The sequence below is a fragment of the Gordonia spumicola genome (assembly GCF_009932475.1).
In the GTDB taxonomy this organism is placed as follows: domain Bacteria; phylum Actinomycetota; class Actinomycetes; order Mycobacteriales; family Mycobacteriaceae; genus Gordonia; species Gordonia spumicola.
Genome location: NZ_BJOV01000005.1, coordinates 111,166 through 136,427 on the forward strand (window position 1 = coordinate 111,166; position 25,262 = coordinate 136,427).

General features: G+C 65.5%; 20 protein-coding genes. 15 read left to right on the forward strand and 5 right to left on the reverse strand.

What is annotated here, in order from left to right:
* Positions 1–5 precede the first annotated feature (5 nt).
* From GYB83_RS11820 to GYB83_RS11830, 3 genes are all read left to right on the forward strand, one after another.
* Positions 6–1,676, forward strand: a complete 1,671-nt coding sequence (locus GYB83_RS11820) for a serine/threonine-protein kinase (RefSeq protein WP_228461733.1) — start codon at positions 6–8, stop codon at positions 1,674–1,676.
* Positions 1,677–1,722: 46 nt separating this feature from the next.
* Complete coding sequence (locus tag GYB83_RS11825) at positions 1,723–2,634, forward strand: radical SAM family protein (RefSeq protein WP_161895716.1); 912 nt, start codon at positions 1,723–1,725, stop codon at positions 2,632–2,634.
* A 114-nt stretch (positions 2,635–2,748) separates the two neighbouring features.
* Positions 2,749–3,546, forward strand: coding sequence for an ABC transporter permease (locus tag GYB83_RS11830; RefSeq protein WP_161895717.1), 798 nt, complete (start codon positions 2,749–2,751; stop codon positions 3,544–3,546).
* On the opposite strand, the gene GYB83_RS11835 is transcribed toward GYB83_RS11830, so the two are convergent.
* Positions 3,464–3,979, reverse strand: a complete 516-nt coding sequence (locus GYB83_RS11835) for a hypothetical protein (RefSeq protein WP_161895718.1) — start codon at positions 3,977–3,979, stop codon at positions 3,464–3,466. The two genes, GYB83_RS11830 and GYB83_RS11835, sit on opposite strands and share 83 nt — an antisense overlap.
* A gap of 155 nt (positions 3,980–4,134) precedes the next feature.
* Between GYB83_RS11835 and imuA' the strand changes: the two genes are divergently transcribed.
* Both imuA' and GYB83_RS11845 read left to right on the forward strand, forming a co-directional pair.
* Entirely contained in the window at positions 4,135–4,812 is a 678-nt protein-coding gene (gene imuA' / locus GYB83_RS11840; protein ID WP_228461434.1) for a DnaE2-dependent mutagenesis accessory factor ImuA', read from the forward strand.
* Entirely contained in the window at positions 4,812–6,401 is a 1,590-nt protein-coding gene (locus GYB83_RS11845) for a DNA polymerase Y family protein (RefSeq protein ID WP_186349774.1), read from the forward strand. Before imuA' ends, GYB83_RS11845 begins: the two co-directional genes overlap by 1 nt.
* An 11-nt stretch (positions 6,402–6,412) precedes the next feature.
* Here GYB83_RS11845 and GYB83_RS11850 read toward each other — a convergent pair whose 3' ends face one another.
* Entirely contained in the window at positions 6,413–8,332 is a 1,920-nt protein-coding gene (locus tag GYB83_RS11850) for an SDR family oxidoreductase (protein WP_161895720.1), read from the reverse strand.
* Positions 8,333–8,398: 66 nt separating this feature from the next.
* Here GYB83_RS11850 and GYB83_RS11855 point away from each other — a divergent pair, with 66 nt between their 5' ends.
* From GYB83_RS11855 to nagB, 3 genes are all read left to right on the forward strand, one after another.
* Positions 8,399–11,671 (forward strand): error-prone DNA polymerase, encoded by a 3,273-nt coding sequence (locus GYB83_RS11855; protein WP_161895721.1) that lies wholly within the window; start codon positions 8,399–8,401, stop codon positions 11,669–11,671.
* Between the two features lie 80 nt (positions 11,672–11,751).
* A complete protein-coding gene (locus GYB83_RS11860; protein ID WP_161895722.1) occupies positions 11,752–12,339 on the forward strand; it encodes a hypothetical protein in 588 nt (195 codons plus the stop codon).
* A gap of 73 nt (positions 12,340–12,412) precedes the next feature.
* Positions 12,413–13,162, forward strand: a complete 750-nt coding sequence (gene nagB, locus GYB83_RS11865; RefSeq protein ID WP_161895723.1) for a glucosamine-6-phosphate deaminase — start codon at positions 12,413–12,415, stop codon at positions 13,160–13,162.
* A gap of 81 nt (positions 13,163–13,243) precedes the next feature.
* Here nagB and GYB83_RS11870 read toward each other — a convergent pair whose 3' ends face one another.
* Entirely contained in the window at positions 13,244–14,356 is a 1,113-nt protein-coding gene (locus GYB83_RS11870; RefSeq protein WP_161895724.1) for a citrate/2-methylcitrate synthase, read from the reverse strand.
* 54 nt (positions 14,357–14,410) lie between these two features.
* Between GYB83_RS11870 and GYB83_RS11875 the strand changes: the two genes are divergently transcribed.
* The 3 genes from GYB83_RS11875 to GYB83_RS11885 are packed head-to-tail and all read left to right on the forward strand — an operon-like array spanning position 14,411 to position 16,466.
* Positions 14,411–15,490, forward strand: a complete 1,080-nt coding sequence (locus GYB83_RS11875; protein WP_161895725.1) for a citrate/2-methylcitrate synthase — start codon at positions 14,411–14,413, stop codon at positions 15,488–15,490.
* On the forward strand, positions 15,487–15,714 hold the full coding sequence (locus tag GYB83_RS11880; protein WP_161895726.1) for a DUF167 domain-containing protein: 228 nt from the start codon (positions 15,487–15,489) through the stop codon (positions 15,712–15,714). The genes GYB83_RS11875 and GYB83_RS11880 overlap by 4 nt, the downstream gene beginning before the upstream one ends.
* A 32-nt stretch (positions 15,715–15,746) precedes the next feature.
* A complete protein-coding gene (locus tag GYB83_RS11885; RefSeq protein ID WP_161895727.1) occupies positions 15,747–16,466 on the forward strand; it encodes a dienelactone hydrolase family protein in 720 nt (239 codons plus the stop codon).
* Between the two features lie 28 nt (positions 16,467–16,494).
* Here the strand turns inward: GYB83_RS11885 and GYB83_RS11890 are convergent, their stop codons facing one another.
* Positions 16,495–16,983 (reverse strand): tRNA (cytidine(34)-2'-O)-methyltransferase, encoded by a 489-nt coding sequence (locus tag GYB83_RS11890; protein ID WP_161895728.1) that lies wholly within the window; start codon positions 16,981–16,983, stop codon positions 16,495–16,497.
* Between GYB83_RS11890 and GYB83_RS11895 the strand changes: the two genes are divergently transcribed.
* The 3 genes from GYB83_RS11895 (at position 16,982) to GYB83_RS11900 (ending at position 20,382) form a co-directional block, all read left to right on the forward strand.
* Entirely contained in the window at positions 16,982–18,523 is a 1,542-nt protein-coding gene (locus tag GYB83_RS11895; protein WP_161895729.1) for a recombinase family protein, read from the forward strand. The two genes, GYB83_RS11890 and GYB83_RS11895, sit on opposite strands and share 2 nt — an antisense overlap.
* Positions 18,524–19,050: 527 nt before the next feature.
* Complete coding sequence (locus tag GYB83_RS23895) at positions 19,051–19,176, forward strand: hypothetical protein (RefSeq protein ID WP_267130327.1); 126 nt, start codon at positions 19,051–19,053, stop codon at positions 19,174–19,176.
* A gap of 75 nt (positions 19,177–19,251) precedes the next feature.
* Positions 19,252–20,382: an AAA family ATPase gene (locus GYB83_RS11900; protein ID WP_161895730.1), complete on the forward strand. Its 1,131-nt coding sequence runs from the start codon at positions 19,252–19,254 to the stop codon at positions 20,380–20,382.
* A 614-nt stretch (positions 20,383–20,996) separates the two neighbouring features.
* Here GYB83_RS11900 and GYB83_RS11905 read toward each other — a convergent pair.
* On the reverse strand, positions 20,997–21,284 hold the full coding sequence (locus GYB83_RS11905; RefSeq protein ID WP_161895731.1) for a hypothetical protein: 288 nt from the start codon (positions 21,282–21,284) through the stop codon (positions 20,997–20,999).
* Positions 21,285–22,928: 1,644 nt separating this feature from the next.
* Here GYB83_RS11905 and GYB83_RS11915 point away from each other — a divergent pair.
* On the forward strand, positions 22,929–23,795 hold the full coding sequence (locus GYB83_RS11915) for a hypothetical protein (protein ID WP_161895733.1): 867 nt from the start codon (positions 22,929–22,931) through the stop codon (positions 23,793–23,795).
* The last annotated feature ends 1,467 nt before the right edge of the window (positions 23,796–25,262 follow it).

Consider the following 25,262-nt stretch of genomic DNA (forward strand, 5'->3'; position numbering starts at 1 on the left):
TTGCGATGGACGGGACGGGAGAGGTAGTCCTCGCCCGCCATCCGAGGTTCGCGCGCCGCGACGTGTTACGGGTCGTCTCCGATCCTGAGCTTCGTGATGCGGTACAGAGCGCTGCGGACACGATGGCCGGGCTCCGACGACCCGGAATCGTTCGCGTTCATGATCGTGGTGTCGACGGGGATCGCGTGTGGGTCGCCACCGAGTATGTGGAAGGCCCGACGCTCGGCGACGTGATCGGTCGTGGGCCGCTGCCCGCGGGCCAGGTGACTCAGGTGGCCGACGAGCTGGCTGCCGTACTCGACGAGCTCGCCGACAATGGCGTCGTGCACGGGCGACTGCGTCCCACTGGGGTCCGCGTCGACGCAGGCGGGCACGCGCGTCTCACCGGTATCGGCACCGTACTGTCCGGGACCGATGTCGGAGAGACGTTCGACGATGTCGGCTTCACCGCGCCGGAACTGCGTGCCGGGCGTCCGGTGGACGCCACGGCCGATCAATACTCGCTCGCGTGCATCGTGTTCGCGATGATCACCGGTTCGCAGCCGTTCAATGGCACGACGCCGGACATGATCGGGCAGGCTCATGTGCACGAGCCGCCGCCCGCTGTGAGCAGTCGTCTGCCCGGGGTGGGCCCGGCCGTCGACCAGGTGCTCTTCCGCGCGCTCGAGAAGAACCCGCGGGACCGGTTCCCGAGCAGTGCGGCCTTCGTCGCGGCTCTCCGACAAGCGGTCGGGGTGGGTGGTGCGCGGGTTGAGGCGGCGCACACCGTCGTCGGCGGTCCTGCGCTGCGACCGGTGCCGTCGCCCGTGCCGGCCGCGCTGCCCGCGGTCGTCGATCCTCCCGCGTTTGTTCCGTCGCGAGGGCTTATCGGCGCGTTGTGGGCGGCAGTGGCGCTGTCGGTGCTCAATCTCATCGGTGTCCTCATCGATGTGCACTTCGTCTTTCCGGCGGCAATCGTCGTCGCGGTGGTGTTCGCCGTGACAGCGGTGGCCGGTGTCGTCATGAAGCGTTCGCGGCCGATGGCGGTGACGGTCGGTGTCGTCTCGGTGATCGTCGGCCTGGTATGGGCGATTCCATCCGTCGGCTTCTACGCTCATCCCGGCTTCTCGTCCCTCTTGCATCGTCTCGGCCTTGGCATCGCCCCGTTTCAACTCATCGCCATGGTGGCAGGGCTCGTCACGTTCGCGGTCGGTGTGACGACGCTGGTGTGCGCTCGACATCGTCCCGCGGTCGGTCTCGGTTCCCCTGTCGTCTCGCCGCAGGTGTATCACGGGGCGCCGACACCGGGCGGTGGCTCCGGTTTCGTGTTGACGACCAAGTACTTCCCGCTGTCGTGGTTCTTTCTGTTCCTCACCCCGACCGTGGAGATCGACGGCACGCCGGTCCGCGCGAGGTGGGGCGACAATCGCTTCGATCTCGCACCAGGGCAGCACCGGGTCCGGATCTGGGTGCCGTACCTGGCGGGTTGGCGCGTCGGACCGGCCGAGACGGTCGTCTCCGTAGGGCCGCAGAGCGCTGTCGCGCTCGAATACCGGGCGCCGGTGTGGGCGTTCAGTGCGGGATCGTTGGGGCCGTCGCCGCAGACGTACAACGGGGCGGGCCTTGCGCTCGGCATGGTGCTGGTGCCGTTCGTCCTGTTCATCGTCGCGATCTTGTCGATGCCGTACATGCTTTGAATTCGAACACTTGACCTAGTTTCGCACATGTGTTCGTATTGATGGCATGAGTGGATTGCTCGGGTTGGTGGAGACCGACCTCGTGCGGACGCTCCGGTTGCCGGAGTATCCGCGCCTGGCGGTGCACGAGGTGGTGGCCCCGGCCATGCTGCGCTCGGTGACGGTGGATCGTGCCCATCCGTACGACTACTCGATCGAGACCATGACCGGCGACGACCGCGACATCCGGGTCAGGGTGAACGCGGCGGCCGTGCTGCGGCGGGAGCTCCGGCGGCGCTCGTGGCGTCGTTCGACGGTGGCGGTCGGCGTCACCGGGGCGGACCCGTACGGCGTGCTCGAGGAACGCTACCGGCTGATGCCCGGAGTGATCTCGGCGCTCGCCGAATCGAACACGCCGTTCGTGCTGTTCACCGGTTCGGATCTGGTGGTGCGCGACCTGTCGTTGCTGCGTGTGGTGCGGCATGCGGTGTCGACCACCGTCGTCATGACGGTGCCGTGCATCGACGACGACCTGAGCAGGCGTGCCGACCCCGACGGTTCGGCGCCGGCGGCACGCCTTGACGCCGTCCGACGTCTCGCCGACGCCGGGCTCGAACCGCATGTGCGGATCGCGCCGCTGCTGCCATGCCTCACCGACTCGTCGTCGCAGTTGGACGCGCTGCTGTCGGAGCTGGCAGAGGCCGGGGCCAGTCGTGTGTCGGTGTCGGTGCTGCAGCTCGACCCCGACGACGGGTACCTCGACTGGCTGGCGACCGAGCATCCGGCGCTGCTTCGCCGATACCGATCGCTGTACGGGCGTGGGTCGTTCGTGCCCGCAGACTACGCCGTCAGGCTCCGCGAACGCATGACACCGTTGGTGCGGGAGTACGGGCTGGCACGGCCGGACGATGCGGCTGCCGACGTGTCGCCGCCCGCGGTCATCGACGCGGTGGAGTCCGAGAGCCTGACCCTGTTCTAGTTTCCGTTCAACCGTCACCGCTGCAGGGAAGCGACCCGTCTCCTCTGGGGGTTGCCTCCCGGGAGCGGTGACGAGGAGACGAAAGTCGAGTCCGCCGGGTGCTTGGATGGTGAGGTGTCGGTACACGAAGGAGTTGCGACCCTCGCCGCAGTGATCACGCTGGCGGGCGTCACCGTGGGTGTGCTCCGGTGGTACGGCGTCCCGCAGCAGTGGGCGGCAGCCTCGGCGGTCGCGCGCGGGCTCGTCCAACTCGTGATCGTGAGTGTCGCGCTGACGGGACTGATCACGCATCCCGCGCTCGTGTTCGTCGCCGTCGCGATCATGTTCGCCATCGCGGTCGCAACCGCGGCGGGTCGCCTCGCATCACCGGGGACGTGGTGGCGCACAGCCGGATTCGTCGCGATCGCGGTGGCGTCCGGCGTGCTCGTCGCGTTGGGGACGGTGTTCGCGACGGGAGCGTTGGAGCCGACGTCGCGCTATCTGCTGGCCGTGTCGGCGATCGTCATCGGCAACACCATGAACATCACCACGCTCACGGGTCGGCGGCTCACCGAGGCGCTGATCGAGCGGTGGGACGAGGTGGAGGCGTGGCTGGCGCTCGGCGCCACGCCCAGGCAGGCGGCGACGCCGATGGCTCGGCAGGCCGTGCACAGCGCGCTGGTCCCGTCGATCGATCAGACCAAGACCACGGGTCTCGTCACGTTGCCGGGAGCGTTCGTCGGCGCGATCTTCGGCGGGCTCTCACCGGTGGAGGCCGGTCGATTCCAGGTGCTCGTGCTGGCGGCGTTGCTCGCGTCAGGGTCGATCGCCGCCGTGATCACCGCACGGGTCAGAGCGTCGTCGCCGACGCGGCCCGAGCCGCTGGATCGGGCCGCGCGGCCACGGCTGCGAATGCGCACACCACGCCGGTGATCAGTATCGCGATCGTCGTCGAGACGATGACCGGCGTGTTCAGCGGAACGAGGGGGATCTCCGACGTCGCGCCGATGGAGACGAAGAGATCGCCGTAGTACACGCTCGGCGAGATCAGTGTGATGATCGGCGCCAGCGCGGCCAGGGCGCACGAGACGGCTGCCGCGGCATTGGCGAGGGGTAGGAGCGGCCGGACCTTCGCCGACGGCATCAAACCGATGAGCGCGGCCAGAATCGCGACGACGGACGCCGCCACCACAACCCAGCCCACACCGACGACGCCGATGTCGTCCAGATACGAATCGGTCATGCCGAGGCCGTTCCACGAGATGGTGACGCCGAGCGGATCGAGCCTGATCCACGGGAGCGCGGTGAGTGCGATCGACGTCGCCGCGGCGATGATCGTCGCGAACGGGTAGAGGCGTGACGGCATGTACCGAATGTAGCCGCCCCGAGGGATCGACCGCCTGGGCCGTTGACGGTTGTCGGAGGGCGGACGTAAGATATCGAACAAGAGTTCGAACATGGGAAGGGGAGATGATGGCGCGATCAGAGGAGGTAGAAGCCCTGCGGAGGCGTCTTGCGGGCATGTCGGGCGACGTCTTCGCGGAGACCTCGGTGCTGCCCGTCCCCGAGGCCATGACCCCGCTGTTTCCGCGCGGTGGACTGTCCCGCGGCACGGTTGTCGCGTCCACCGGAGCGGTCACGGTGCCGATGGCGATCATCGCCGATGTCACCCGTGCCGGGTCGACGGTGGCGCTCGTCGGGCTCCCGCGGCTCAACCTCACGGCGGCCATGGACATGGGAGCCGACCTGAGTCGGGTCGCCGTCGTCACCGAGCCGGGCGTTGACCCGTTGGAGGTGGCGGGTGTGCTGCTCGACGGCATCGACCTGGTGGTCCTCGGGCCCGACCTCGGGCACGGTCGCACACGTGGGCCGGTCCCGCCGTCGCGGGCCCGCGTGTTGGCGGGGCGGGCGCGCAAGCAGTCGTCGACGCTGCTCGTCCTCGGCGATTGGCCGAACGCGTCGGTCCGCATCGACAGCGATGTGACCGAGTATCGGCACGTGCCGGCGCGTCGTAGCGGGTTCGGTCGGATCGGCGGATTCGGGGTGGACGTCCAGGTGACGGCGTCCGGCGCCCGACCGTCGTCGGGTCGCTTCGACCTCGTCGCACCCGACATGGGGGAGGAGTCGGTGCTTCGACTCGTCGCCGCACACGGCTCGGTGCAACGTCCGTCGCGTCCCGCGCTCGCCGTGGCGAACTGATGGAGCAGGAGAACGGCCGCCGGGTGATGGCGGTGTGGTGTCCCGACTGGCCCGCGGTCGCGGCGGCGTCGACGGCGGGAATCACCGTCGCCGAGCCGATCGCCGTCGTGTCCGCGGGGCGGGTGGAGGCGTGTTCGCGCGCGGCACGGACAGTCGGCGTCCGCCGCGGCATGCGTAAACGTCAGGCGCAGTCGTTGTGCCCAGATCTGGCGGTGTTCGACGCCGACGCCGGGCGGGACGGGCGATTGTTCGAGCCCGTCGTCGCCGCGGTGACCGACGTCGTCCCCCTCACGGAGGTGCTGCGGCCGGGGCTGCTGGTGGTGACGGCCGACCGCGCCGCCCGCTATTTCGGCGGGGAGAGCGGGCTCGCCGAGCGGATCGTCGACGCCGTCGGCGCCACCGGGGTGGTGGCGCGCGTCGGTGTGGCCGACGAACTGTTCACGGCCGTGTTGTCGGCGCGGTCGGGGCAGTCGGTGCCGCCGGGGACCGATGCCGCCTACCTGGCGACGCGGCCGATCTCCGACCTGACCGTGGAGACGTCGCTGTCGGATCCGAGCCGAGCCGACCTCGTCGACCTGTTGTGGCGGCTCGGCATGCGGACGCTCGGTGCATTCGCCGAACTGCCCGCGGCCGACGTCGCGTCGCGGTTCTCGGCCGACGCCGTCGTCGCGCACCGGCTGGCGAGCGCGTCGCCCGGCAGGCGACCGAGTCGTGCGCCGATCCCCGCGACGCTCGAGGTGGAGCACACGTGCGATCCTCCGGTCGAGCGGATCGACGCGGCGGCCTTCCTCGGTCGACGCCTCGCGGAGGAGCTGCACCGCCGTCTGTCGGCGGCATCACTCGCCTGCACCCGTCTCACTGTGCATGCGATAACCGAACGCGGACAACGGCATTCGCGCACCTGGTGGTGTGCGCAGCCGCTCGCCCCGGATGCGACAGCCGACCGTGTCCGTTGGCAGCTGGAGGGGTGGCTCACCGGAACCGCGGGCCGCGATGCGGGTGGGACGGGTGCGCCGGACTCGCCGATCGCACGACTGCACCTGGAGCCTGTCGAAGTGGTCGACGCGGGGTCGTTGCAGTACGCGTTCGTCGGGGCCGGACTGCCCGCCGCGGTCGGAGACGGACTCACCGACCGCGCCCGACGCGCGTTGGTCCGGGTCCAGGGACTGTTGGGCGGGGAGTCGGTGCGCGTCCCGATCCGCAGTGGTGGACGCGGGCCTGCCGAACAGGTCGCGTTGGTGGCGCTCGGCGACGAACACGTCGCCCCGCGCGACCCGGACGCGGCCTGGCCGGACCGGCTGGCTCGGCCCTCACCCGCACTGCTGTCGCACACCGACGCCGAGCTGCTCGACGCCGAAGGCGATCAGGTGAGCGTCACCTCGCGCGGCGGGTTCACCTCCGAACCCGCCGAGGTGTGGATCGGCCGTCGCCCCTACACGGTCTGCTGGTGGGCGGGCCCGTGGCCGTTCGGCTCCGGAACCGAACCGCCCGCCGTCTCGGCACGAGCCCAAGTGCTCCTCGAAGACTCCCGAGCGCTCCTCCTCTGCTACCGGGAACGGGCCTGGACGGTGGAGGGGGTGTACGAGTGACGTGCGTGCGGTCAGCTCTTGCCGAGGGCGGCGTCCGACTCGCCGACGAGGAGATACTCCTGATGCATGAGGCGGTTGGTGAGGCGGGGGACGGTGTTGTGACCGAGGTCGACGATGTCGCCGATCAGGGTGTTCACGCGTTTGGGCTTGTCGACGATCGCCCGAAGGACGCGGCTGGCGGCCTTGTCGACGCCCCAGACGCCGTGCTGCGACTGGTAAGCGTCGGTCGGGGCGATCATCTTGGTGCGGGTCAACGGGAGGCGGACTGTGCTGAACGTGACGTGGTCGGACAGCGTCTCCGCGGCCGTCGCATCGCTGAACGCCTCGAGCGCGGCCTTCGATGCACCGTAGGCGCCGAACCGGGGTCCGTGACTCTGCACCGCCACCGACGACACGTTCACGATGTGCCCGGACTGGCGTTCCACCATGTGGGGGAGCAGGGCCAACGTCAGGTAGACGGCGCCGAAGTAGTTCACGGCCATCGTGCGCTGGTAGTCGTGCGAACGGTCGACGGAGTTGAGCGTCGACCGGCGGATGGACCGTCCGGCGTTGTTCACCAACACGTCCACGTATCCGTGCTCGGCGATGATCGACTTCACGACCGTCTGGACGGACGGCTCGTCGGTGATGTCGGCGGGGTACGCGTAGGCGCGACCCGCGGGGAGGCCGTCCTTCGGGGTCTCGGCGTTGAGCTCGTCGACCACGTCGGCGAGGCCGTCGACGCTGCGTGCGACGAGGAAGACTGTGGCCCCACGCGTCACGCACATGCGGGCGGTCGCCTTGCCTATGCCCGACGACGCGCCCGTGATCAGCACGTTCTTGCCGACGAGCGGACCGAGCGGGTCGTCGCGACGGTGACGCGCCGGATCGAGATTGTCGTACCAGTACCGCCACAGGGCGGGCCCGTAGTCGTCGAGGTCGGGCAGGGTGACACCCAATTCGCGGAGTGTGTCGAGAGTTCGGTCGCTGCGGAAGTCGACGGGCAGGGAGACGAGGTCGAACATGAGCGGCGGCACGTCGAGCTGGGCGGCGATCGCGTCGCGTGCCGCGCGCAGCGGCCCCTTCGAGCCCGCGGCCAGCACGGGGCGCATCACCGCGTTGGGGAGCGCGTTGAAACCACGGGGCGCGTCGAACGCGGGGGCGAGGGCGTTGAACATCTCGGTGACGGTCCGACGCTTCGGATCGGACAGGTGGAACACCAGGCCGTTCTCGTCGGGCCGGTGATCGACGAGGGCGACGATCGCGTCGGCGACGAAGTCGACCGGCACCAGGTTGACCCAGCCGAAGTTCGGCATCGGCATCTTGAGGAACGACGGAAGCTGTCCGAGCAGGGACATCTGCCCGAAGAAGTAGTACGGTCCGTCGATCTTGTCCATCGTTCCGGTCGTCGAGTCGCCGACCACCGCGGACGGTCGGTACACGCGCCACCGCAGGTCGGGCGTCTCCCGGACGGCCTTCTCGGCCGCGAACTTGGTGCGGTGGTAGGGGGTGGGGAAGCTCTGTCCGAGGTCGAAGTCGCTCTCGGTGTACTCGCCGTCCCAATCGCCGGAGACGGCGATCGACGACACGTGATGCAGCATTGCGCCGAGCTCGGCGGCCAGGGCGGCCACCCGTGCGGTCCCGTCCCGATTGGCGGCGTCCTGCGACGCGGCGTCGGCGGTCATGTCGTAGATCGCGGCCAAGTGGATCACGTGGTCGGTGCCCTCGAGCAACGACCGGTCGTGGATGTCGAGGCCGTCGGCGGTGAGGTCGCCGAGGACGGTGATCACCCGTTCACCACCGTCGAGGCCCTCGATGACCTGGGCGAATCGAGGCAGGGAGCCGGGTCGGACGAGTGCGGTGACGCGGGCGTCCGCGTCCCGCGCGAGGAGTCGTTGCAGCACCCGGCGGCCGATGAAACCGCTTGCACCCGTCACGAAGTAGCTGGTCACTGACACAGGTTCTCATATGAATACCAAGTATTCCATAGTTCGAACATTTGTTCTATAGTTGGACGAATGGGTTGGAGCAACGGTCCACCGACCTGGTCGGAGATGGAGAAGGTGCTGTCGGGGCGATCCCCGGCGGCGGACGACCTGCGCAGTGAGACGCTTCCGCCCAACGTCGGAGACGGTGGGGACTCGCCGGCGTGGTCTCGCAAACGTGGCGAGTACGTGCCGTCCGACATCGCTTTCGGGGCGTCGGACGTGGCGTACGCGGAGCTTCACGCGCACAGCGCGTACAGCTTTCTCGACGGTGCGTCGATGCCGGAGGCGATGGTGGAGGAGGCACAGCGGCTCGGGCTGACCGCGTTGGCGTTGACCGATCACGACGGCTTCTACGGGGTGGTGCGCTTCGCGGAGGCGGCACGTGAGTTCGACATGCCGACGGTGTTCGGCGCCGAACTGTCACTTCACCACGACGCGCCGCGGGCCGGGGCCGTCGACCCGCCGGGCGATCATCTGCTGGTGCTGGCCCGTGGCGGAGAGGGATACCGCAGGCTGTCCCGGGTGATGGCGGACGCGCACATGACGGGAGGAGAGAAAGGGCTGCTGCGGTACGACGCCGATGCGATCACCGCGGCCGCGGCCGACGGGCATTGGCAGATCCTGACCGGCTGCCGGAAGGGCTCGGTCCGACGTGGTCTGGCCCGCGCGGGACTCGTCGGTGCGCGCGACGCGCTCGGCGACCTCGTCGAACGCTTCGGAGCCGACAACGTGGCAGTCGAACTGACCGCATCCGGCCGCTCGGACGACGACGAACGCAATGCGCTCCTCGCCGGACTGGCCGGTGAGTTCGCGTTGCCGACGGTGGCGACGACGGGCGCGCACTTCGCCGGACCGTCCAGCAGGCGTCTCGCGACGGCCGTCGCCGCGGTTCGTGCGCGAACGGACATGGCGACGATCGACGGCTGGCTGCCCGGAGTCGGCGGAGCCCACCTGCGCAGCGGCGACGAGATGATCCGGCTGATGCCCGCACACCGCGACGCGATCGACAACGCCGTCGGCATGGCGTCCGACTGCGCGTTCTCGCTCGAGCTGATCGCCCCGAATCTGCCGCCGTTCAAGGTCCCGGACGGGCACACCGAAGCCACGTGGCTGCGGCATCTCACCGAGGAAGGGGCGATGCGTCGCTACGGCACGCGCGCCGAGCGTCCCGACGCGTACCGGCAGATCGAGCACGAACTGGCGATCATCGAGGCGTTGACGTTCCCCGGCTACTTCCTCGTCGTCCACGACATCGTGTCGTTCTGCAAATACAGCGACATTCTCTGCCAGGGGCGGGGCAGCTCGGCGAACTCGGCGGTCTGTTACGCGCTCGGCATCACCAACGTCGACCCGGTCGGCAATTCGCTGCTGTTCGAGCGCTTCCTGTCGCCGGCGCGCGACGGCCCGCCCGACATCGACGTCGACATCGAGTCGGATCGCCGGGAGGAGGTGATCCAGTACGTGTATCGCAAGCACGGGCGGGCGAACAGCGCACAGGTCGCGAACGTCATCACCTATCGGGGACGGTCCGCGGTCCGTGACATGGCGCGCGCGCTCGGGTACGCGCCCGGTCAGCAGGACGCGTGGGCGAAGGTTCCCGACTCGGCGCCCGACGACGTCCGGGACCTGGCGTCGCAGATCTCGTCGATGCCGCGTCACCTGGGCATTCACTCGGGCGGCATGGTGATCTGCGACCGTCCGATCGCCGACGTGGTCCCCACCGAATGGGCTCGGATGGAGGGCCGGAGCGTCCTGCAATGGGACAAGGACGACTGCGCGGCCATCGGACTCGTCAAATTCGATCTCCTCGGCCTCGGGATGCTGTCGGCGCTGCGCTACGCGATCGACTTGGTCCGCGACCACAAGGGGATCGACGTCGACCTCGCGACGCTGGACCTCGGCGAGGAGGCCGTCTACGACATGCTGTGCCGGGCCGACTCGATCGGCGTGTTCCAGGTGGAGTCGCGCGCCCAGATGGCGACGCTCCCACGGTTGAAGCCGCGGAACTTCTACGACCTCGTCGTCGAGGTCGCGCTGATCCGGCCGGGGCCGATCCAGGGCGGGTCGGTGCACCCGTACATCCGACGCCGCGACGGCAAGGAGGAGGTGACGTTCGACCACGACTCGATGAAGGAGTCGCTCGGCCGGACCCTCGGCATTCCGCTGTTTCAGGAGCAGATGATGCAGGTGGCGGTCGACGTCGCCGGATTCGACGCGGGTGAGGCCGACCAGCTGCGGCGGGCGATGGGATCCAAACGGTCGCCCGAGAGGATGGAACGACTCAAGAGGCGGTTCTACGACGGGATGCGCGAGACGCACGGCATCGTCGGGGAGACGGCCGACCGCATCTACGAGAAGATGGCGGCGTTCGCCAACTTCGGCTTCCCTGAGAGCCATTCGCAGAGCTTCGCGTCGATCGTCTTCTACTCGTCGTGGTTCAAGCTGCATCACCCGGCGGCGTTCTGCGCGGCGCTGCTGCGGGCGCAGCCGATGGGCTTCTACTCGCCGCAGAGCCTCGTCGCCGACGCACGGCGGCATGGGGTCGACGTTCATCGACCGGATGTGAACCGGTCGCTGTCGCACGCGTCGCTGGAGAATCGGGGCCTCGATGTGCGGATCGGGTTGGCGGCGGTGAAAGGACTGTCGGACGTGCTCGCCCAGCGGATCGTCGACGTCAGGGAGCGGGGAGGGGAGTTCACGTCCGTCGCCGACCTGTCTCGCCGCACGGAGCCGACGCTCGCCCAGTTGGAAGCCCTCGCGACGGCGGGCGCGTTCGAGTGCTTCGGCCTGGACCGGCGCGGTGCGCTGTGGGAGGCCGGAGCCGCCGCCGGAATCCGCGACGATCAACTTCCCGTCGTCTCGCCCCGTGCCACGCCGACCCTGCCCGGCATGGGCGAGGTGGAGCTGACGGCTGTCGACGCCATCTCCACCGGCATCTCGCCGCGCGCCTACCCGACCCAGTACCTGCGGCCACGTCTGGACGCGATGGGCGTGGTCCCCGCGGACCGACTGCTGTCGGTGCCGGACGGGTCACGGGTGCTCGTCGGCGGCGCCGTCACTCACCGGCAACGCCCGGCGACCGCGTCGGGCGTCACCTTCGTGAACCTCGAAGACGAGACGGGCATGGTGAACGTGGTCTGCTCCGTCGGCCTGTGGGCGCGTTACCGGACCCTCGCCCAGACCGCATCCGCCCTGCTCATCCGCGGTCGAGTCCAGAATGCGGAAGGCGCAGTCACCGTCGTCGCCGACCGTCTCGGAAAACTCGACCTCAAAGTCGGCACCCGTTCGCGTGACTGGTGCTGACCGCCGTCGCTCGATCGGTCGAACGGGACCTCGCCGTGTCATGATTCGGTTGACGAACAAACGGACGTGTGAGGTGGCAGATGGTGCAGAGCGGCGCATGGATCATCGCGTCACGAGTGGACACCGCGGTATGGCAGGCCGGTATGGCATCAGATCTACTGCCCGGCGAGTCGGTAACCGCGTTCGCCCACATCTTCAGGTTCAAACCCGTGATGGAGGCGTTGGCGATCACCAATCGCCGCGTCATCGGATTCACGACGGTCCTGCAGCCGGGCAAGAAGGTCAGAATCGAAGTGCGCGGCGAAGACATTCGCAGTGTGGAGTTCGTTCGGAAGCGGGTGACGACGAAGTTGCACATCCACACCGACCGCGGGCCGGTCCTGTTCGGCGACGTCATGGACCAGGAGGAGGACTTCATTCGTGAACACATCGAGCAACTCCGCCGCGATATCGCTCAGCCGCGGCGCAGGCAGGCAGAACCCTTGCGAGTCTCGCTCGAGAAACCGCCCTCGGCGACTGCGCTACCTTCATCGCCGACTCCCCAGGACGGGAACTCGACCGTGCTCAGCGATGAGATCGCCCGTCTCGCTGACATGCATCAGAAGGGTTGGCTCGACGACGACGAGTTCCGGGCAGCGAAGAGAGCCGTGATCTCGCGGATGAGTTGAACCGGACCGCGAACGTCGGGCGCAGCACGTACCCTCGAGTCGAATCCACACACTAGGGAAGTGCAGGTAGCGCATGGAGGTCGTGATCGTCGATCGCCCGGAGTTGGTGATGGCAGACATCGTCGAGAACGCGGTTCGCGGTGGTGCGAAGACCATCGGTCTGGCGACCGGATCGTCACCGCTTGCGACGTACGACGAACTGATCCGGAGGCATCGCGACGAGGGGCTGTCGTTCGCGGGGGTCAACGCAGTCCTGCTCGACGAGTACGTGGGTCTGCCGACGACGCACCCGGAGTCGTACGCGCGGTTCATCCGGGACAAGTTCACCGACCACATCGACATCGGCGACGTCCACTTGCCCGACGGCATGGCCCCGGACAGTCGAGTGGCCGCCGACGCCTACGATGCGCTGATCGCTCGGGTCGGACCGGTGGACGTGCAGATCCTCGGCATCGGCAGCAACGGGCACATCGGTTTCAACGAGCCGTCGTCGTCGCTCGTGTCGCGTACCCGGATCAAGACGCTCACCGAGAAGACCTGCCAGGACAATGCGCGGTTCTTCGACTCGTTCGACGAGGTGCCGATGCACGTCATCACGCAGGGACTCGGGACCATCTGCGACGCGAAGCATCTGATCCTCGTCGCGACGGGTGCGGGCAAGTCGGCGGCGGTGGCCGCGGCCGTGGAGGGGCCGCTGTCGGCGGCATGCCCGGCGTCGGTGCTGCAATTGCACCGCCACGCGACGATGGTCGTCGACGAGGCGGCCGCGGCCGACCTGAAGGACGCCGACTACTACCGCTACGTCTGGGACAACAAGCCCTGACCGAGCGAATACTGCAAAGATCGCGCTTGTCATCGGTCTGCGAGGGCAATATGCCCTCGCAGACCGATGAGAAGAGCCTTTTCAGCGGGCTTTCACCGGCTCAGGTCCCACATACCGTGCGACGGGTCGGATGATCTTCCCTTCGGCGGCTTGCTCGAGGATATTGGCGGTCCAACCGACGACGCGGGCGGTGGCGAACGTCGGGGTGAACATCTCCGGCGGCAGGCCCACCTCGCTCATCAGGACGCCCGCGTAGAACTCGACGTTCGCATACAGACGGCGGCCGGGCTTCAATTCGTTGATCGCGGCCTCGATCTCGGCTTCGACCGTGGTGGCCTGGCGGACGAGCGGGGAGTCGTATCGTTGCACCACAACGCTTTTCAGTAGTTCCGCACGTGGGTCGTTGGTGCGGTAGACGGCGTGGCCGAAGCCCATGATCACCTCGCCCGACTCGATCCGCCGCCGCACCCACTCGCGTGTGTTCGCAGGGTCGCCGATGTCGTCGAGCGCGGCGAGGGCGCGGCCGGGCGCTCCGCCGTGCAACGGGCCGAGGAACGCGCCGAGTGCGCCGAGGACCGACGACGTCATGTCCGAACCGGTGGACGCGACGACACGACCCGCGAACGTCGACGCGTTGAATCCGTGGTCGATGGTCGTGATGAGGTAGGTCCGGAGCACGTCGGAGTCGCCGGCCGAGCCGGTCGCCATCCGCAGGTAGTCGGACACGTGATCGGCGGTCGGGTCGGCGTCGAGCACGTCGAGTCCGCGGGCGAGACGATGCGCCGCCGCGATGATCGTAGGAGTCGCGGCGGCCGCCCGCAGGGCCGCGTCCACCCGCTCGGACTCCGGTAGGTCGAACAGCGGACGGTCGGCGACGCCGAGCGCGGCGAGTGCCACGCGCAGGGCCGCGAGCGGTTCGGTCGACGGGGTGACGACGGACCGCAGCAGGTCGACGGTCCGTCCGTCGATCACGCGCAGCCCGCCGACGCGTCGGCGGAAGTCGTCGGGCGTCTGCGGGAAGTCGCCGAACACCATCAGGTGCCACACGTCCTCGAACGTGCGGGTGCGTGCGAGGTGCGTCGCGTCGTACTGGCGGTAGTGGTAGAAGCCCTCCTCGCCTCGGACGTCGCCTATCTCGGTGTCGGTGACGATGACGTTCTTCAGTCCCCTCGGGACGGTGATCGGTGCATTCATGTTCCGAGTCTCACGCTGTTGATCAATCTCTGCAATGTTGATTGAATCAATGCCGTGCAGGAGTGGATCACGACGTCGGAGGCCGCCGATCGCCTCGGTGTGAAGCGGGGAACCCTCTACTCGTATGTGAGTCGGGGAGTGCTGACGTCGAGGCGGATGCCGGGTCAGGCGGAGTCGTTGTTCGACCGCGCCGAGGTCGACTCGCTTGCCGCGGCGAAGCATGACGGTCGACGCGCGGGCGATCGGCTGCTGCGGTTCCGGGCGGTCTCCACCCGCGTGTCGACGATCAGCGATGACCGACTCCTGTTGCGCGGCAACGACATCGCGGACATCTGCGCGACGATGGACTTCGCGGCCGCGGCCCGATTCGTGCTCGACGTCGACCTGCCCGTCGGGTGTCCGGACGTTGATCTGTCGCCTCTCGCGGCGGTGCCGGTCGAACGCCGGATCCCGCTGGCAGTCGCGCTGATCGCGGCGCACGATCCGCTGCGCGCCGATCGGACCGATGCGGCCGCCCGGGTTCTCGGCGTCCTGCCGATCCTGGCGGCGACCGTACCCGAGATCGACCTGTCGCACCCGTGGACGGATCTGCTCGCCACCACACTCATCGACAACGGCCTGGCCGCGTCGACGACGGCCGCGCGCGTGGCGGCGTCGGCGCGCGCGGGTGTGTTCGACTCGCTGCTCGCCGGCTACGCGGCACTGTCCGGACCGCTGCACGGGGGCGCGCCGGCATCGGCGTATGCGCTGGTCGAGTCGGTGCGTGCGGGTGTCGACATGGATCGGGCGATGTCGGACGCGGTGGTCGACGGTCGGCTTCCGGGCTTCGGCCACGTCATCTACGGCGGCGACGACCCGCGCGCGATCGTCGTCCTCGACAAGATGCGGGACGACGCCCCGGACTCGGAGACGCTGGCCGCGGCCGACGCGATCATCAGCCGCGCGGGCAGGTCGGTGAACGTCGATCTGGCGAGCGCCGTCGTCTCGCTCGAACTCGGCCTCGGACCGAGGGCAGGCGAGGTGCTGTTCCAATACGGTCGGACGGTCGGCATGGCCGCGCACGTGATCGAGGAGTACGGCGAGGCTCCGCTGCGGTGGCGGGGAAGCAACACCGGGCAGGGACGACAGGCATGAGGGTCGTCGCGGTGACGGTGAAGCCGGGCAGTCGGAAGGGGCCGCTCGTCGAGGTGGCCGACGACGGGTCGGTGACGGTCTACGTGCGTGAACCGGCCGTCGAGGGGAGGGCGACACGAGCCGTCGGAGTGGTGCTGGCGAAGCACTTCGGGGTCGCGAAGTCGAGGGTCACGCTGGTCAGCGGCGCCACGTCGCGCGTGAAGCGGTTCCGGATCGAGGACTGAAAACCGCTGGACACGTGGGGCACGCTGGAAGCATGTTCACCTCCGAATCTCGAGTCGGCGGACTCGTCGAACGCGATTTTGTCCTCGGCGACGTACCCGGCATCCTGTGGACTCCGGAACGAGCCACCGGCCCGACGCCCCTGATCCTGCTCGGTCACCCGGGCGGTCTCGACCGGATGCGACCCCGACTGCGTGGGCGGGCGGCGACTGGTTTCGCGTGCGCGACCCTCGAACTCCCGGGCAGTGGCGCCCGGCCGCGCATGCCCGGTGTGGACGAGGCGCGTGCCGACGTCCGGGCGACGGTCGCCTTGGGCGGCGTCGTCGGGCGGGACATCATCGAACGGCTGGTCACTCCGCTGGTCGATGTGGCAGTCCCCGAGTGGCAGGCCGTCGTGGACGCCCTGCTCGACCTGCCCGAGATCGACGGTCCGGTCGGGTTCTCCGGCGGAGTGACGGCGATCGCCGTCCGCCTGGCGGCCATCGATCCGCGGATCGCGGCCGCGGCCCTCTTCGCCGGGAGCTTCCTGCCGACCACGACCTTCGACGATGCCCGTGATCTGCGCATTCCGATCCACGTGATGCTTCAGTGGGACGATGAGGGCAACGACAGGCAGGCCGCTCTCGACCTCTTCGAGGCGATCGCGTCACCGGAGAAGACACTGCACGCCAACATGGGCGGCCACACCGGAATCCCGGCATATGAGGGGGAAGCGGTAAAGAGGTTCTTCGAGCGACATCTGCACCGTCGTTGAGTGGCGCGCTGCGGTTCGTGGACTACACCTAGACGGCGCCGGAGAACCCGTTCTGTCGCCACGCCTCGTACAGTGCGACGCTCGTCGCGTTGGCGAGATTCATCGAGCGACGTCCCGCCAGCATCGGGATGCGGAGTTGTTCGGTGACGTGTGGATCGTTCAGCACCTCCTGCGGCAGGCCCGTCGGTTCGGGGCCGAAGAGGAGGACGTCGCCCGCGCGATAGTCGACGTCGGTGTGGAACTTGCTCGTGTGGGCGGTGAACGCGAACACCCGCTCGGGTTTCAGCACGTCCCACGCCGTCTGCAGATCGGGGTGGACCGTCACGTTCGCCATCTCGTGGTAGTCCAGGCCGGCTCGTTTGACCTGAGCGTCCGTCATCGTGAACCCGAGCGGCTCGATCAAGTGCAGTTCACACCCCGTGTTCGCCGCGATTCGGATCGCGTTGCCCGTATTCGGGGGGATGCAGGGCTGATAGTACATGATCTTCAGGGAGAAACGATTAGGAGCGTCGACCATGACACCAACGATACGGGTACTCGGCAGGGTCCGGCTGTCTCGGACTACGGAGGAATCTACCTCCGTCGAGCGACAGCGTGAGGTCGTCGAACAATGGGCGTCGATGCAAGACGCTCAGATCGTCGGATGGGCGATCGACGACGGTGTGTCGGGGTCGGTCGATCCGTTCCACACCCCGTCGCTCGGGCCGTGGCTAACCGATCCGGAGAAGATCGGGCAGTACGACGCTGTCGTTGCGTGGAAGTTGGATCGGCTAGGTAGATCCGCCGTCCTGTTGAACAAGCTGTTCGGATGGGCGAACGACAACGGGAAGACGCTCGTATCAGTCTCGGAGTCGATCGACCTGTCGACGTGGTCGGGTCGAATGCTGGCATCGGTCATAGCAGGTCTGGCAGAGGGCGAGCTAGAGGCGATCAGGGAACGTCAGGTCTCCTCTCGTGCCAAGCTCCGGGAACTCGGTAGATGGGCAGGCGGGACATTCCCGTACGGGTACGTGCCAGTACGGGTCGAGGATGGAGCGGGGTGGAGGCTCGAAGTCGACCCCGTTGGGCGCTCGGTCATTCAGTCGATTGTCGATGATGTGATCGCGGGTCGGGGAGTGCCGTACGCGATCAAGCGTCTGAACGACGCGGGGACGTTGATTCCGACGGAACACAAGAAGTCGCTTCGTGGAGGTACGCCTGACGCGTCGAAGCGCTGGTTTCAGCAGACCGTTCGACAACTCATCCGGAGTCAAGCTCTTCTCGGGTACTCGATGAAGGCGGGAGCCACCGTGCGGGATGACAACGGAGATCCGGTGATGATCGGGGAGCCGTTGATTTCGCTTGCTGAGTTCGAGCGGGTGCAGAAGATGACCGAGAAGAAGATGACGTACGACCGCCGGGAGGTCCCGTACGCGCTCACCGGGATCGTCGTCTGCCCAGGGTGTCGGCGTCCGTTGCGTCACTCGAAGACGCAGACGAAGAGGACGATGAAGTCAGGTGAACCGAAGGTCTACGAGTTCGTGTACCTCATCCACCCTGACGAATACAAGGACCGGTGTGAGTACGGGCGGTCTACTCCGATCCCGTTGGACTACGCGGAGTTGTTCGTCGAAGAGTTGTTTCTCGACGAGGTCGGAGACCTCTCGGTCGTCGAACGGGTCTGGATGCCCGGAGACTCGCGGGACGAGGAGATCAGAGCTGCTGTAGCTGCTCTCGACGAGCTACAGGCTCTTATCGGAACCATGGCCTCGGAGACAGCGAAACAGCGTCTCAGGTCTCAGATTCAAGCGAAGGACGCCGAGTTGTCGGCACTCGAAGCATCACCTCGGGTCGAAGCGCATTGGAAGTACGAGCCCGTCGGCGGGACGTACCGAGATCAGTGGGAGTCGTCGACCTCCGAAGGTCGACGTTCGCTGTTGCTCCGGTCCGGGATTACGTTCGCGCTCCGGGTCGATACCGGAGGTCAACGCCGGACGAAGTCCGCGCCGGGAGCGACCTACGGCGAGATTCTGGTTCCTGCCGACTTGCGGGAACGTCTCGGGATCTCGCAGCCATAAGTCCAGGCATCCGGCTTCGGTCGCCGGACCGAGTCGACGTGTCACAGATCCGACGTCGTCAACAAACATTGACAACGTCGAACGGTCGTGCGATACTGATCGAATCTGAAGGAATAGCGGAATCACAACCCGCGCCCGTCCTCGGGTCACCCCGAGTGAGAACGAAAGGTCTGCACCGTCCGGCGTGAAGTATCCGCCGTGGCTCGCTGCTGTCCTCGGGAGTTCGGATGCTCAATCAACACACCTAGCTGATTCCGTCGGCTACAGCTCGTCGCGATACGCGACGAGCGTCTGATCGATTCGCGCAAGGACTCCGACGGGGATCTCGACCTCCCCGTCGTGGCACGGACACCCGTCGTTCTCGCAGTCGCTCACGAACACAGACTTCGGGAGTCGTCGGAATACACGTAGTTCGGACGCTAGAAGGCACCGTAATGCCCTCTAGATTCAATGCTGACGGCCTCAATCATCAAAAGGCACCAAGGGTGTACCGCTATTCAATTCCAGCTTAGAAAGGAGGGTGAAACATGACCAACCTCGACCCCGATCAGATCGTGTGGTTACAGATCGATGACCAGATCGGCTATTGGATCACAGTTGAGCAATTTCACTCCGTCGCTCGCTCGCAGAGCGACTACGCGCTAGCCGGATAGTGGCAAGCATCGGGAAGTGACGACAACAACCAACCTCCGGCGCGTGGCACGGAGATAGAGAAACCAGGAGAAGTATTGACTACCACCACCGGAGCTGTTCGGTACAGCGAACAGACTGACCTCGGCTACAGCACCAACCCATTTGCGGACGACTTCGTACCCGTGGCGGAACGTCCGGGATACGTCAGCCCGGAACAGCAGGAACTCAAAGAACTAGAGGCGCAATTCGACGGGATGAGCATGGAGGAAGTTCTTTCCAAGTACCAAGACGGCTCGGATTGGATCGTCCCTGGTTTGATCTCGGCTACCACGACGTTGCTCTATGGAGAGGCGAAGCTCGGCAAGTCGTGGCTTGCCGCATCGCTTGTCGGATCTCTCTTGAACGGAACCGACTTCCTCGGAGTCGTGCCGGAGGAGCGTCCGTATTCGATCGGTGTATTCACCACCGATGATAGAGGGCAGAAGGAGTACGCCGACAGAATCAAGACAGTCTCTCCGGATACTGGCAATAGAGTCGGGTTCTATGCGCTCGGTGCTACGTCGCCGGGGACGTGGGACTCCGTCGAGAAGTTGTGTCGGGGTCGAGGGTTCAATGTCGTCATCATCGACAACATCACGCAGTCGCTCGAATCAGGCGGGTCGATCAACGACGATGCGACAGTGTCAGCGTTCTTTTCCGGGGTGAGGAAGCTGGTACGCGCAGGAATCGCGGTCGTCGTCATCGGCCACTCGTCGGATAAGAAAGGGCAGAACGGGTACAAGCCGACCACACCGCTCGGGAGTTCGGCGGTCTCCGCTGCGGTCCGCTGGAAGTTGTACATGTGGCGGACGCGCCGGTACAACCTCGGGTTGAAAGCAAGCGGCAATCTCGACTACGAGACCGAGTACTCGATACAATCGGAGTCCGGCGCTCGGTTCACTGTGCTTTCGGCCAAGACAGACGTGGAATCAAGAACTCCCGATCGAGCGCCGGAGACGCTGGACAAGAACGCCGACGTCGCCTCTTGGGTTGTGGCGAACTGCCAAGGGTTGAGCCGGAACAAGGCTGCCGAGAAAGTCGCAGAGCACTTCGACGGTACCGGCGGGAAGCCGATCGTATCGGAGTCATCGTTCAAGTCGCAGGTGTCCAAGAATCAGGCATACGGCGCTCTACTCATCCGAGGAGGTGGTGATTCCTGGGAAATCGTGTCACCACCTGCGGCGTAAAAGCGCTGGTCAGGAAACTATTGGGTGGTGATTTTGTCGTCACCACTTGGCACCACCTCGGAGTAAAACCGCAGGTCAGAGGGGGTGGTGAGTGGTGATGGTGACCCCCCATATAAGAGCACTCGTACCTCGCACTCTTACCCCCCACTCTGAAGAACTCTGAAGGTCGACCATCAAGGTCGACCGCATCGGAGTAGGAATTAGAAAAGGACAGGCTCTCGCTTGGTGCTTCGCCTGTCTGGTCATCAAGAGTGGTAACAGAGCTTGCCCTAGAGCAAGCGACGGAGAAGAGGCATCTGCGGAGACAGGCACTACAGCCTGTCGACGGAGACAGAGGAGAAGTAGACCAGCGAGACCACGACGGACTCCAAAGGGAGGCGTGGCCGATACTCCCTACTTAGGAGTGAACGAGGAAGATCCGGTGATCCCGGAAGGTCACCGGATTAGTAGTCCCTCTCCGAAGCCAGCGAGCATTGGCTTGCTCATCTTCCTACTCTCCGAAGAGAACTTCCAAGAGAAACCCTCGTCGCTTCGCTCCTCGGGCAAAGAGAAGGTTTCATCTCCGAGGCGGCTTCAGCCGATCGAGGGTCGTGTGTGGTGACGGTGTCGAGCTGTCATACGCTGTTAGAGGCTTCTTCTGCCACGGTCCAGAGGAATACGGTGACTACGAGTGCTGCGACGACTGCACCTACGGTCCCGAGGATCGACCATCCGGTCCGTTCGATCCAACTTGCGTCCGGGGAACTGTGGTACGACGCCCAACCCGCCCAGAAGATCGCGGCGATCCATCCGACGACGTACAGGACGAGGAGGCTCTTCCCGATGATGACGCGGTACTTGACGATCAGGATGATAAGTCCGATCGAGATCAAGATTCCGCTGATTGTCAGCCACGGAGTCATGGGTCGAGACACTAGACGTCCGGGTCTGTGCTGTGAACGGGAAGTGCGAACCTGGCACGCGATCGACCGGTTCGACGAAGTATTCAGTTGATCGAGGGACAGTCGAAGGATCACGACCTACCTCGACCTCCGCGTCGAGGTAGGTCGCTTCCCCACTGTCTAGGGCGGTTAGTGCTTCGTCGGGTCAGCAAGCCTATACAGCTGACCAGCGCCCGGCGTCGGCGGGAACGGTTCGCCCTGGGTCACGGTGCGCTCCTTCCCGGTGCCTCCGCCCCGGGGACCAACGATCTCGTACTGACCTGATCGGGGAGCGCGCTCACCCGGCTTGTACGTCATCAGCTGAACCTCACAGTCTTGGTGACGGTCTGAACCCTCACCGGGACCGAAGTCCGACGCGTGGTGTTGCCGGTCTTGATCTTGACCGGAACGCGGACGGTTCTTGTCGACCTACTGGTCGACGTCTTGCGAGAGGCCATGATATTTGGCTCCTTGGTAGCGTTCGCCACACGTGATGCACCGAATATCTGGGTGATTGCACCCTCTCGGCCCGAATGGAGTACCGTCGCAACTGCAACTCGCCGTAGGAAGTTTGTTGCAGACGAATCGGTTCCCACCCGGAGAGCACCGCTCCCGTTGGTGGGAGCCTTCGTCGTGTCTCGAACTACTCAAAACACTACACCTAGTGGGTGGCTTTTCAACTGACCACAAGAACTTGTGAATAACATTCATGAAAGTCCCAGGTCAGCCGTTCTTTATCCACAGGGGCCCCGGCGTGTCTGAGGCTGCTCGGCGTGTCGTTCCTGCCCCCTAGCGTCGCCGCATGCGCCCTAACGGCACCTCGCGAGGGTTCAAGAGGTACCCCTGCCGGTCGGGTTCGTCAGTGTGCAACTCAGGCCCGTCTACGTACCTTCTAGTACCTTCCAGTACCTTCCGGTACCTTCCAGTGGGTCTCAGGGGCCTCCCGGTACGCCGTCGTGATCACTCGTGTGCCCCCGCCGCGCACGGAGGGTGTTCTGGCGACCCCAATAGCTGACCTGGGTACAGGGAGTGTGTAGAGGGGGTGGGTATGTAGGGAGTGTGCAGGGGGTGTGGCGTACGGGGTGGGTGGGACCTGGGTGTGGGGAGCGTGTGGGGTGTGTGCCCTGGGTTGCGCAGGGGAGGGGGTGTAGAGGGGGGTGGGGTACCCCTACCTACCGGGTGGGTGTGCTGGGGAGTGCGCGGGTGTCCTGTGCCTCTCCTCCTCTGTATGGGTGTCCTCTCCGGGGTGGTGTACCCCCACGGGGGTTACCCCCTCACGGGGGCGCAGCACCCGGGGCGTAATGCGGATCTAAGGCTCTTCGGCGTTATCCCCGGTGATTTTCGAGACGTTCGACCTGGTCAGCACCGAGAAATTGGCTGCTCATATGAACGGACTACAAGTTTCGAACGACAGTTCGATACCGGGTAGGTCGACAGCTTCGCCCGCCCTGCGGACTAAGGGTCACTGCTACTCGGCAGCGCGTCAGCGTGCACGCTACGCCGCAGATTCTGGGACCAGGGGCGCGCACTTTATCATCCGACTTGACTCATGTCAACACGCCGTGTTACATTTAGTTCTGTAGGGGTCTGGCAGCAGAGCCGATCCACTGCAATTCCCTGCCAGCGATGCTGGCTCTCACGATCTCGATCATCATCCCCCGAAGGCCCGTTGAGCCGTCGGGGGATCAGTGCTGTCCACCTCCGGGCCGTGCTAACTACAACCAGGAGACCCCAACACGAATGACCACTACCACTACTGCGCTGGCTACGGCGCTTCCGACCGACGCAGAACTCGAACGTCTCACCTCGACCCCGAGGACAATCCTCGAAGATCCCACGGTCCGGCGCTCGATCAAACTCGCTGCTACCAAGGTCGTCCGCGAGTATCCGCAGACATCGAAGTCCAGGCACGGAGTCGATGCCGACGACGTCGTCTCCCACGTCTGGGAGAAGCTGTTCGCTATCGAACGACGAGGGCGGCTTTCGAAGGATCTCCGTCCGTACGGTTACCCGAAGTCCGGTGAGCCGCAGAATCTCGCAGGCATCGTTAGCAAAGCAACGCAGGCTTGGGGCCGTGGTCTCATCGCGAGCGAGACCGCGAAACTGTACGCCTCATTCGACTCCGACGCGGTGAACGAGATCAAACGAGCGATCGTCGACTTCGACCTCCTGGGTGAGGAGGAACCGGATTGGTCGCAGATCCCGGCGTACATCGCCGATATCGGTCGCCAACTCCCGTCGATCACCCTCGCGGAACTCGGTCACGTCGAACGCCTGGCACTCGGAGACACGAACCAGTCGTCGAATCAGAGTCGCGCCGTACGCGCCCTGATCACGAAGTACACCGAGGAAGAGCGTCGGAAAGACAAAGCGCTCGGAGCGCTGTCTGACGAGCCGGTTGAGGAGATCGCGGACGAGACCGACGACGAGGGAAATCCTGTCCAGCTGTACGGCCTGACTCTGGCCGACGAGAACTACGCCCGGATCTGGTAACCCGCTGTGCCCTGGTAATCAGGGATACATATTAGCGAGAGGGAACCGGGGACCGGCTTGAACTCCGGTCCTCCTACTTCGGACGTGCGACGCTCGGGTGTATTACCCGACTTCCTGGTCGTACTCCGTCGATCGCTCCGAGGACCTTATCTCGTTGAGCATCAGCCGCTCCCGTTTTCTCCACGGTCGAGCGGCCCGATCTTCCACAAACCCCCGGTCTATTCACCGGGATCAAGGTGACAATTGCTGTCTTGGAATCATGTCACCCGGAGGCGGTAGCTCCCTGGTCTACCGCTTGGAGTAGTCGCACCCTGGTCAGGTGCGACCCTCCCTCGGATTTTTCGCAGCAGAGTTGCGTCCCCAGTTTTCTACCCCGTCGTTCTTTAAGTGCGACGGGGATTTTCAGGTCCCGTATGGGACTCACACCCACTAGAGAGAGGTCAAGGTGAAATCAATTTGCACGAACGGGCACACCGAACGTTGGAAACCGCGTGCGGACGGTACAGGGAGGTACTGCGCTGAATGCTCGAAAACGAACACTCGGAGGTATCGAGAGAGGCTCGCTTACAACGATCGGGTTGTGAAAGCGATCGAGAAGCGGACTGATCTCGCGGACTTTCTCGAAGCGGTGAGCCTTGAAGTCGACCAGTGACCGTGAGTCACTTGAATCAGCCTCCGAAGCCGTCGTGAGATCAACGCTCAACGCGATCGACCAACTCGACGCTGACGAGTACCACCGATTGTTCAGGCTAGGCGATGACCATCGACCGATCGAGGATCGAGTCGAACCCCTCAGATACAGGTTCGGTGTGAACAAATGGCGCAAGGATGAGTGGACTGATCGCGTTCTCTCCGGTGAACGTCCAGAAGTCGTAGCACGAGATCTCTCTTCATGGGATCGGTTCCGACGCCCTAGTCGGTTCGAAGGATGACGCGAGAGCACTATCAGGGTGCACCCGTAAAGGCGGCTGAGAGCGATTCTAAGCGCCCTCATCACTACCCGAGGGGTTTGTATCAACTCGCGAAAATATGTGACGCACGCGCAGGTCAGTCAGGGTGAAATCCCGAGTTTCGACCGACTGCCGCAGCATCAAGTGTTCGCGGTGCGGCAAGAGCCGTTCGCCGACCGAGTTTTCCCCCAAGCAATCGAAATGCAAGCCGTGCAGAGCGGGCCAAGCGAAAAGGACCAGAAGTGAAGTGACACCGAGTAGCACCACCGACGTACCGCGAACGAAAGACGGGTACCGAACAGCTCCGGCACCGACAAACAGTTGGGCCGAGCGGATATACAGCCAGCACGAAAAGCACCTTGCTCACGCTCGGAAATGCAAGGACTCGGCGAAGCCGAGAGTGAACTACGACGCAAACACTCCGGAGTCGGCCCTACGAACTCATATCGACCAGCTTGCCCAGTTCGTTCAGCTAGCGAACGAGGCAGGACGGTACTCCGACAGACACGACATGGAC

What these genes read in the sequence shown, in the direction of transcription:
- GYB83_RS11895 (WP_161895729.1), top strand. Translation starts at nt 16,982, where the DNA reads ATGACACCAACGATACGGGTACTCGGCAGGGTCCGGCTGTCTCGGACT.
- GYB83_RS23895 (WP_267130327.1), top strand. Translation starts at nt 19,051, where the DNA reads ATGACCAACCTCGACCCCGATCAGATCGTGTGGTTACAGATCGATGAC.
- GYB83_RS11885 (WP_161895727.1), top strand. Translation starts at nt 15,747, where the DNA reads ATGTTCACCTCCGAATCTCGAGTCGGCGGACTCGTCGAACGCGATTTT.
- GYB83_RS11820 (WP_228461733.1), top strand. Translation starts at nt 6, where the DNA reads ATGGACGGGACGGGAGAGGTAGTCCTCGCCCGCCATCCGAGGTTCGCG.
- GYB83_RS11855 (WP_161895721.1), top strand. Translation starts at nt 8,399, where the DNA reads ATGGGTTGGAGCAACGGTCCACCGACCTGGTCGGAGATGGAGAAGGTG.
- GYB83_RS11915 (WP_161895733.1), top strand. Translation starts at nt 22,929, where the DNA reads ATGCTGGCTCTCACGATCTCGATCATCATCCCCCGAAGGCCCGTTGAG.
- GYB83_RS11860 (WP_161895722.1), top strand. Translation starts at nt 11,752, where the DNA reads ATGGTGCAGAGCGGCGCATGGATCATCGCGTCACGAGTGGACACCGCG.
- GYB83_RS11825 (WP_161895716.1), top strand. Translation starts at nt 1,723, where the DNA reads ATGAGTGGATTGCTCGGGTTGGTGGAGACCGACCTCGTGCGGACGCTC.
- nagB (WP_161895723.1), top strand. Translation starts at nt 12,413, where the DNA reads ATGGAGGTCGTGATCGTCGATCGCCCGGAGTTGGTGATGGCAGACATC.
- GYB83_RS11870 (WP_161895724.1), bottom strand. Translation starts at nt 14,356, where the DNA reads ATGAATGCACCGATCACCGTCCCGAGGGGACTGAAGAACGTCATCGTC.
- GYB83_RS11905 (WP_161895731.1), bottom strand. Translation starts at nt 21,284, where the DNA reads ATGACTCCGTGGCTGACAATCAGCGGAATCTTGATCTCGATCGGACTT.
- GYB83_RS11890 (WP_161895728.1), bottom strand. Translation starts at nt 16,983, where the DNA reads ATGGTCGACGCTCCTAATCGTTTCTCCCTGAAGATCATGTACTATCAG.
- GYB83_RS11880 (WP_161895726.1), top strand. Translation starts at nt 15,487, where the DNA reads ATGAGGGTCGTCGCGGTGACGGTGAAGCCGGGCAGTCGGAAGGGGCCG.
- GYB83_RS11835 (WP_161895718.1), bottom strand. Translation starts at nt 3,979, where the DNA reads ATGCCGTCACGCCTCTACCCGTTCGCGACGATCATCGCCGCGGCGACG.
- imuA' (WP_228461434.1), top strand. Translation starts at nt 4,135, where the DNA reads ATGTCGGGCGACGTCTTCGCGGAGACCTCGGTGCTGCCCGTCCCCGAG.
- GYB83_RS11845 (WP_186349774.1), top strand. Translation starts at nt 4,812, where the DNA reads ATGGAGCAGGAGAACGGCCGCCGGGTGATGGCGGTGTGGTGTCCCGAC.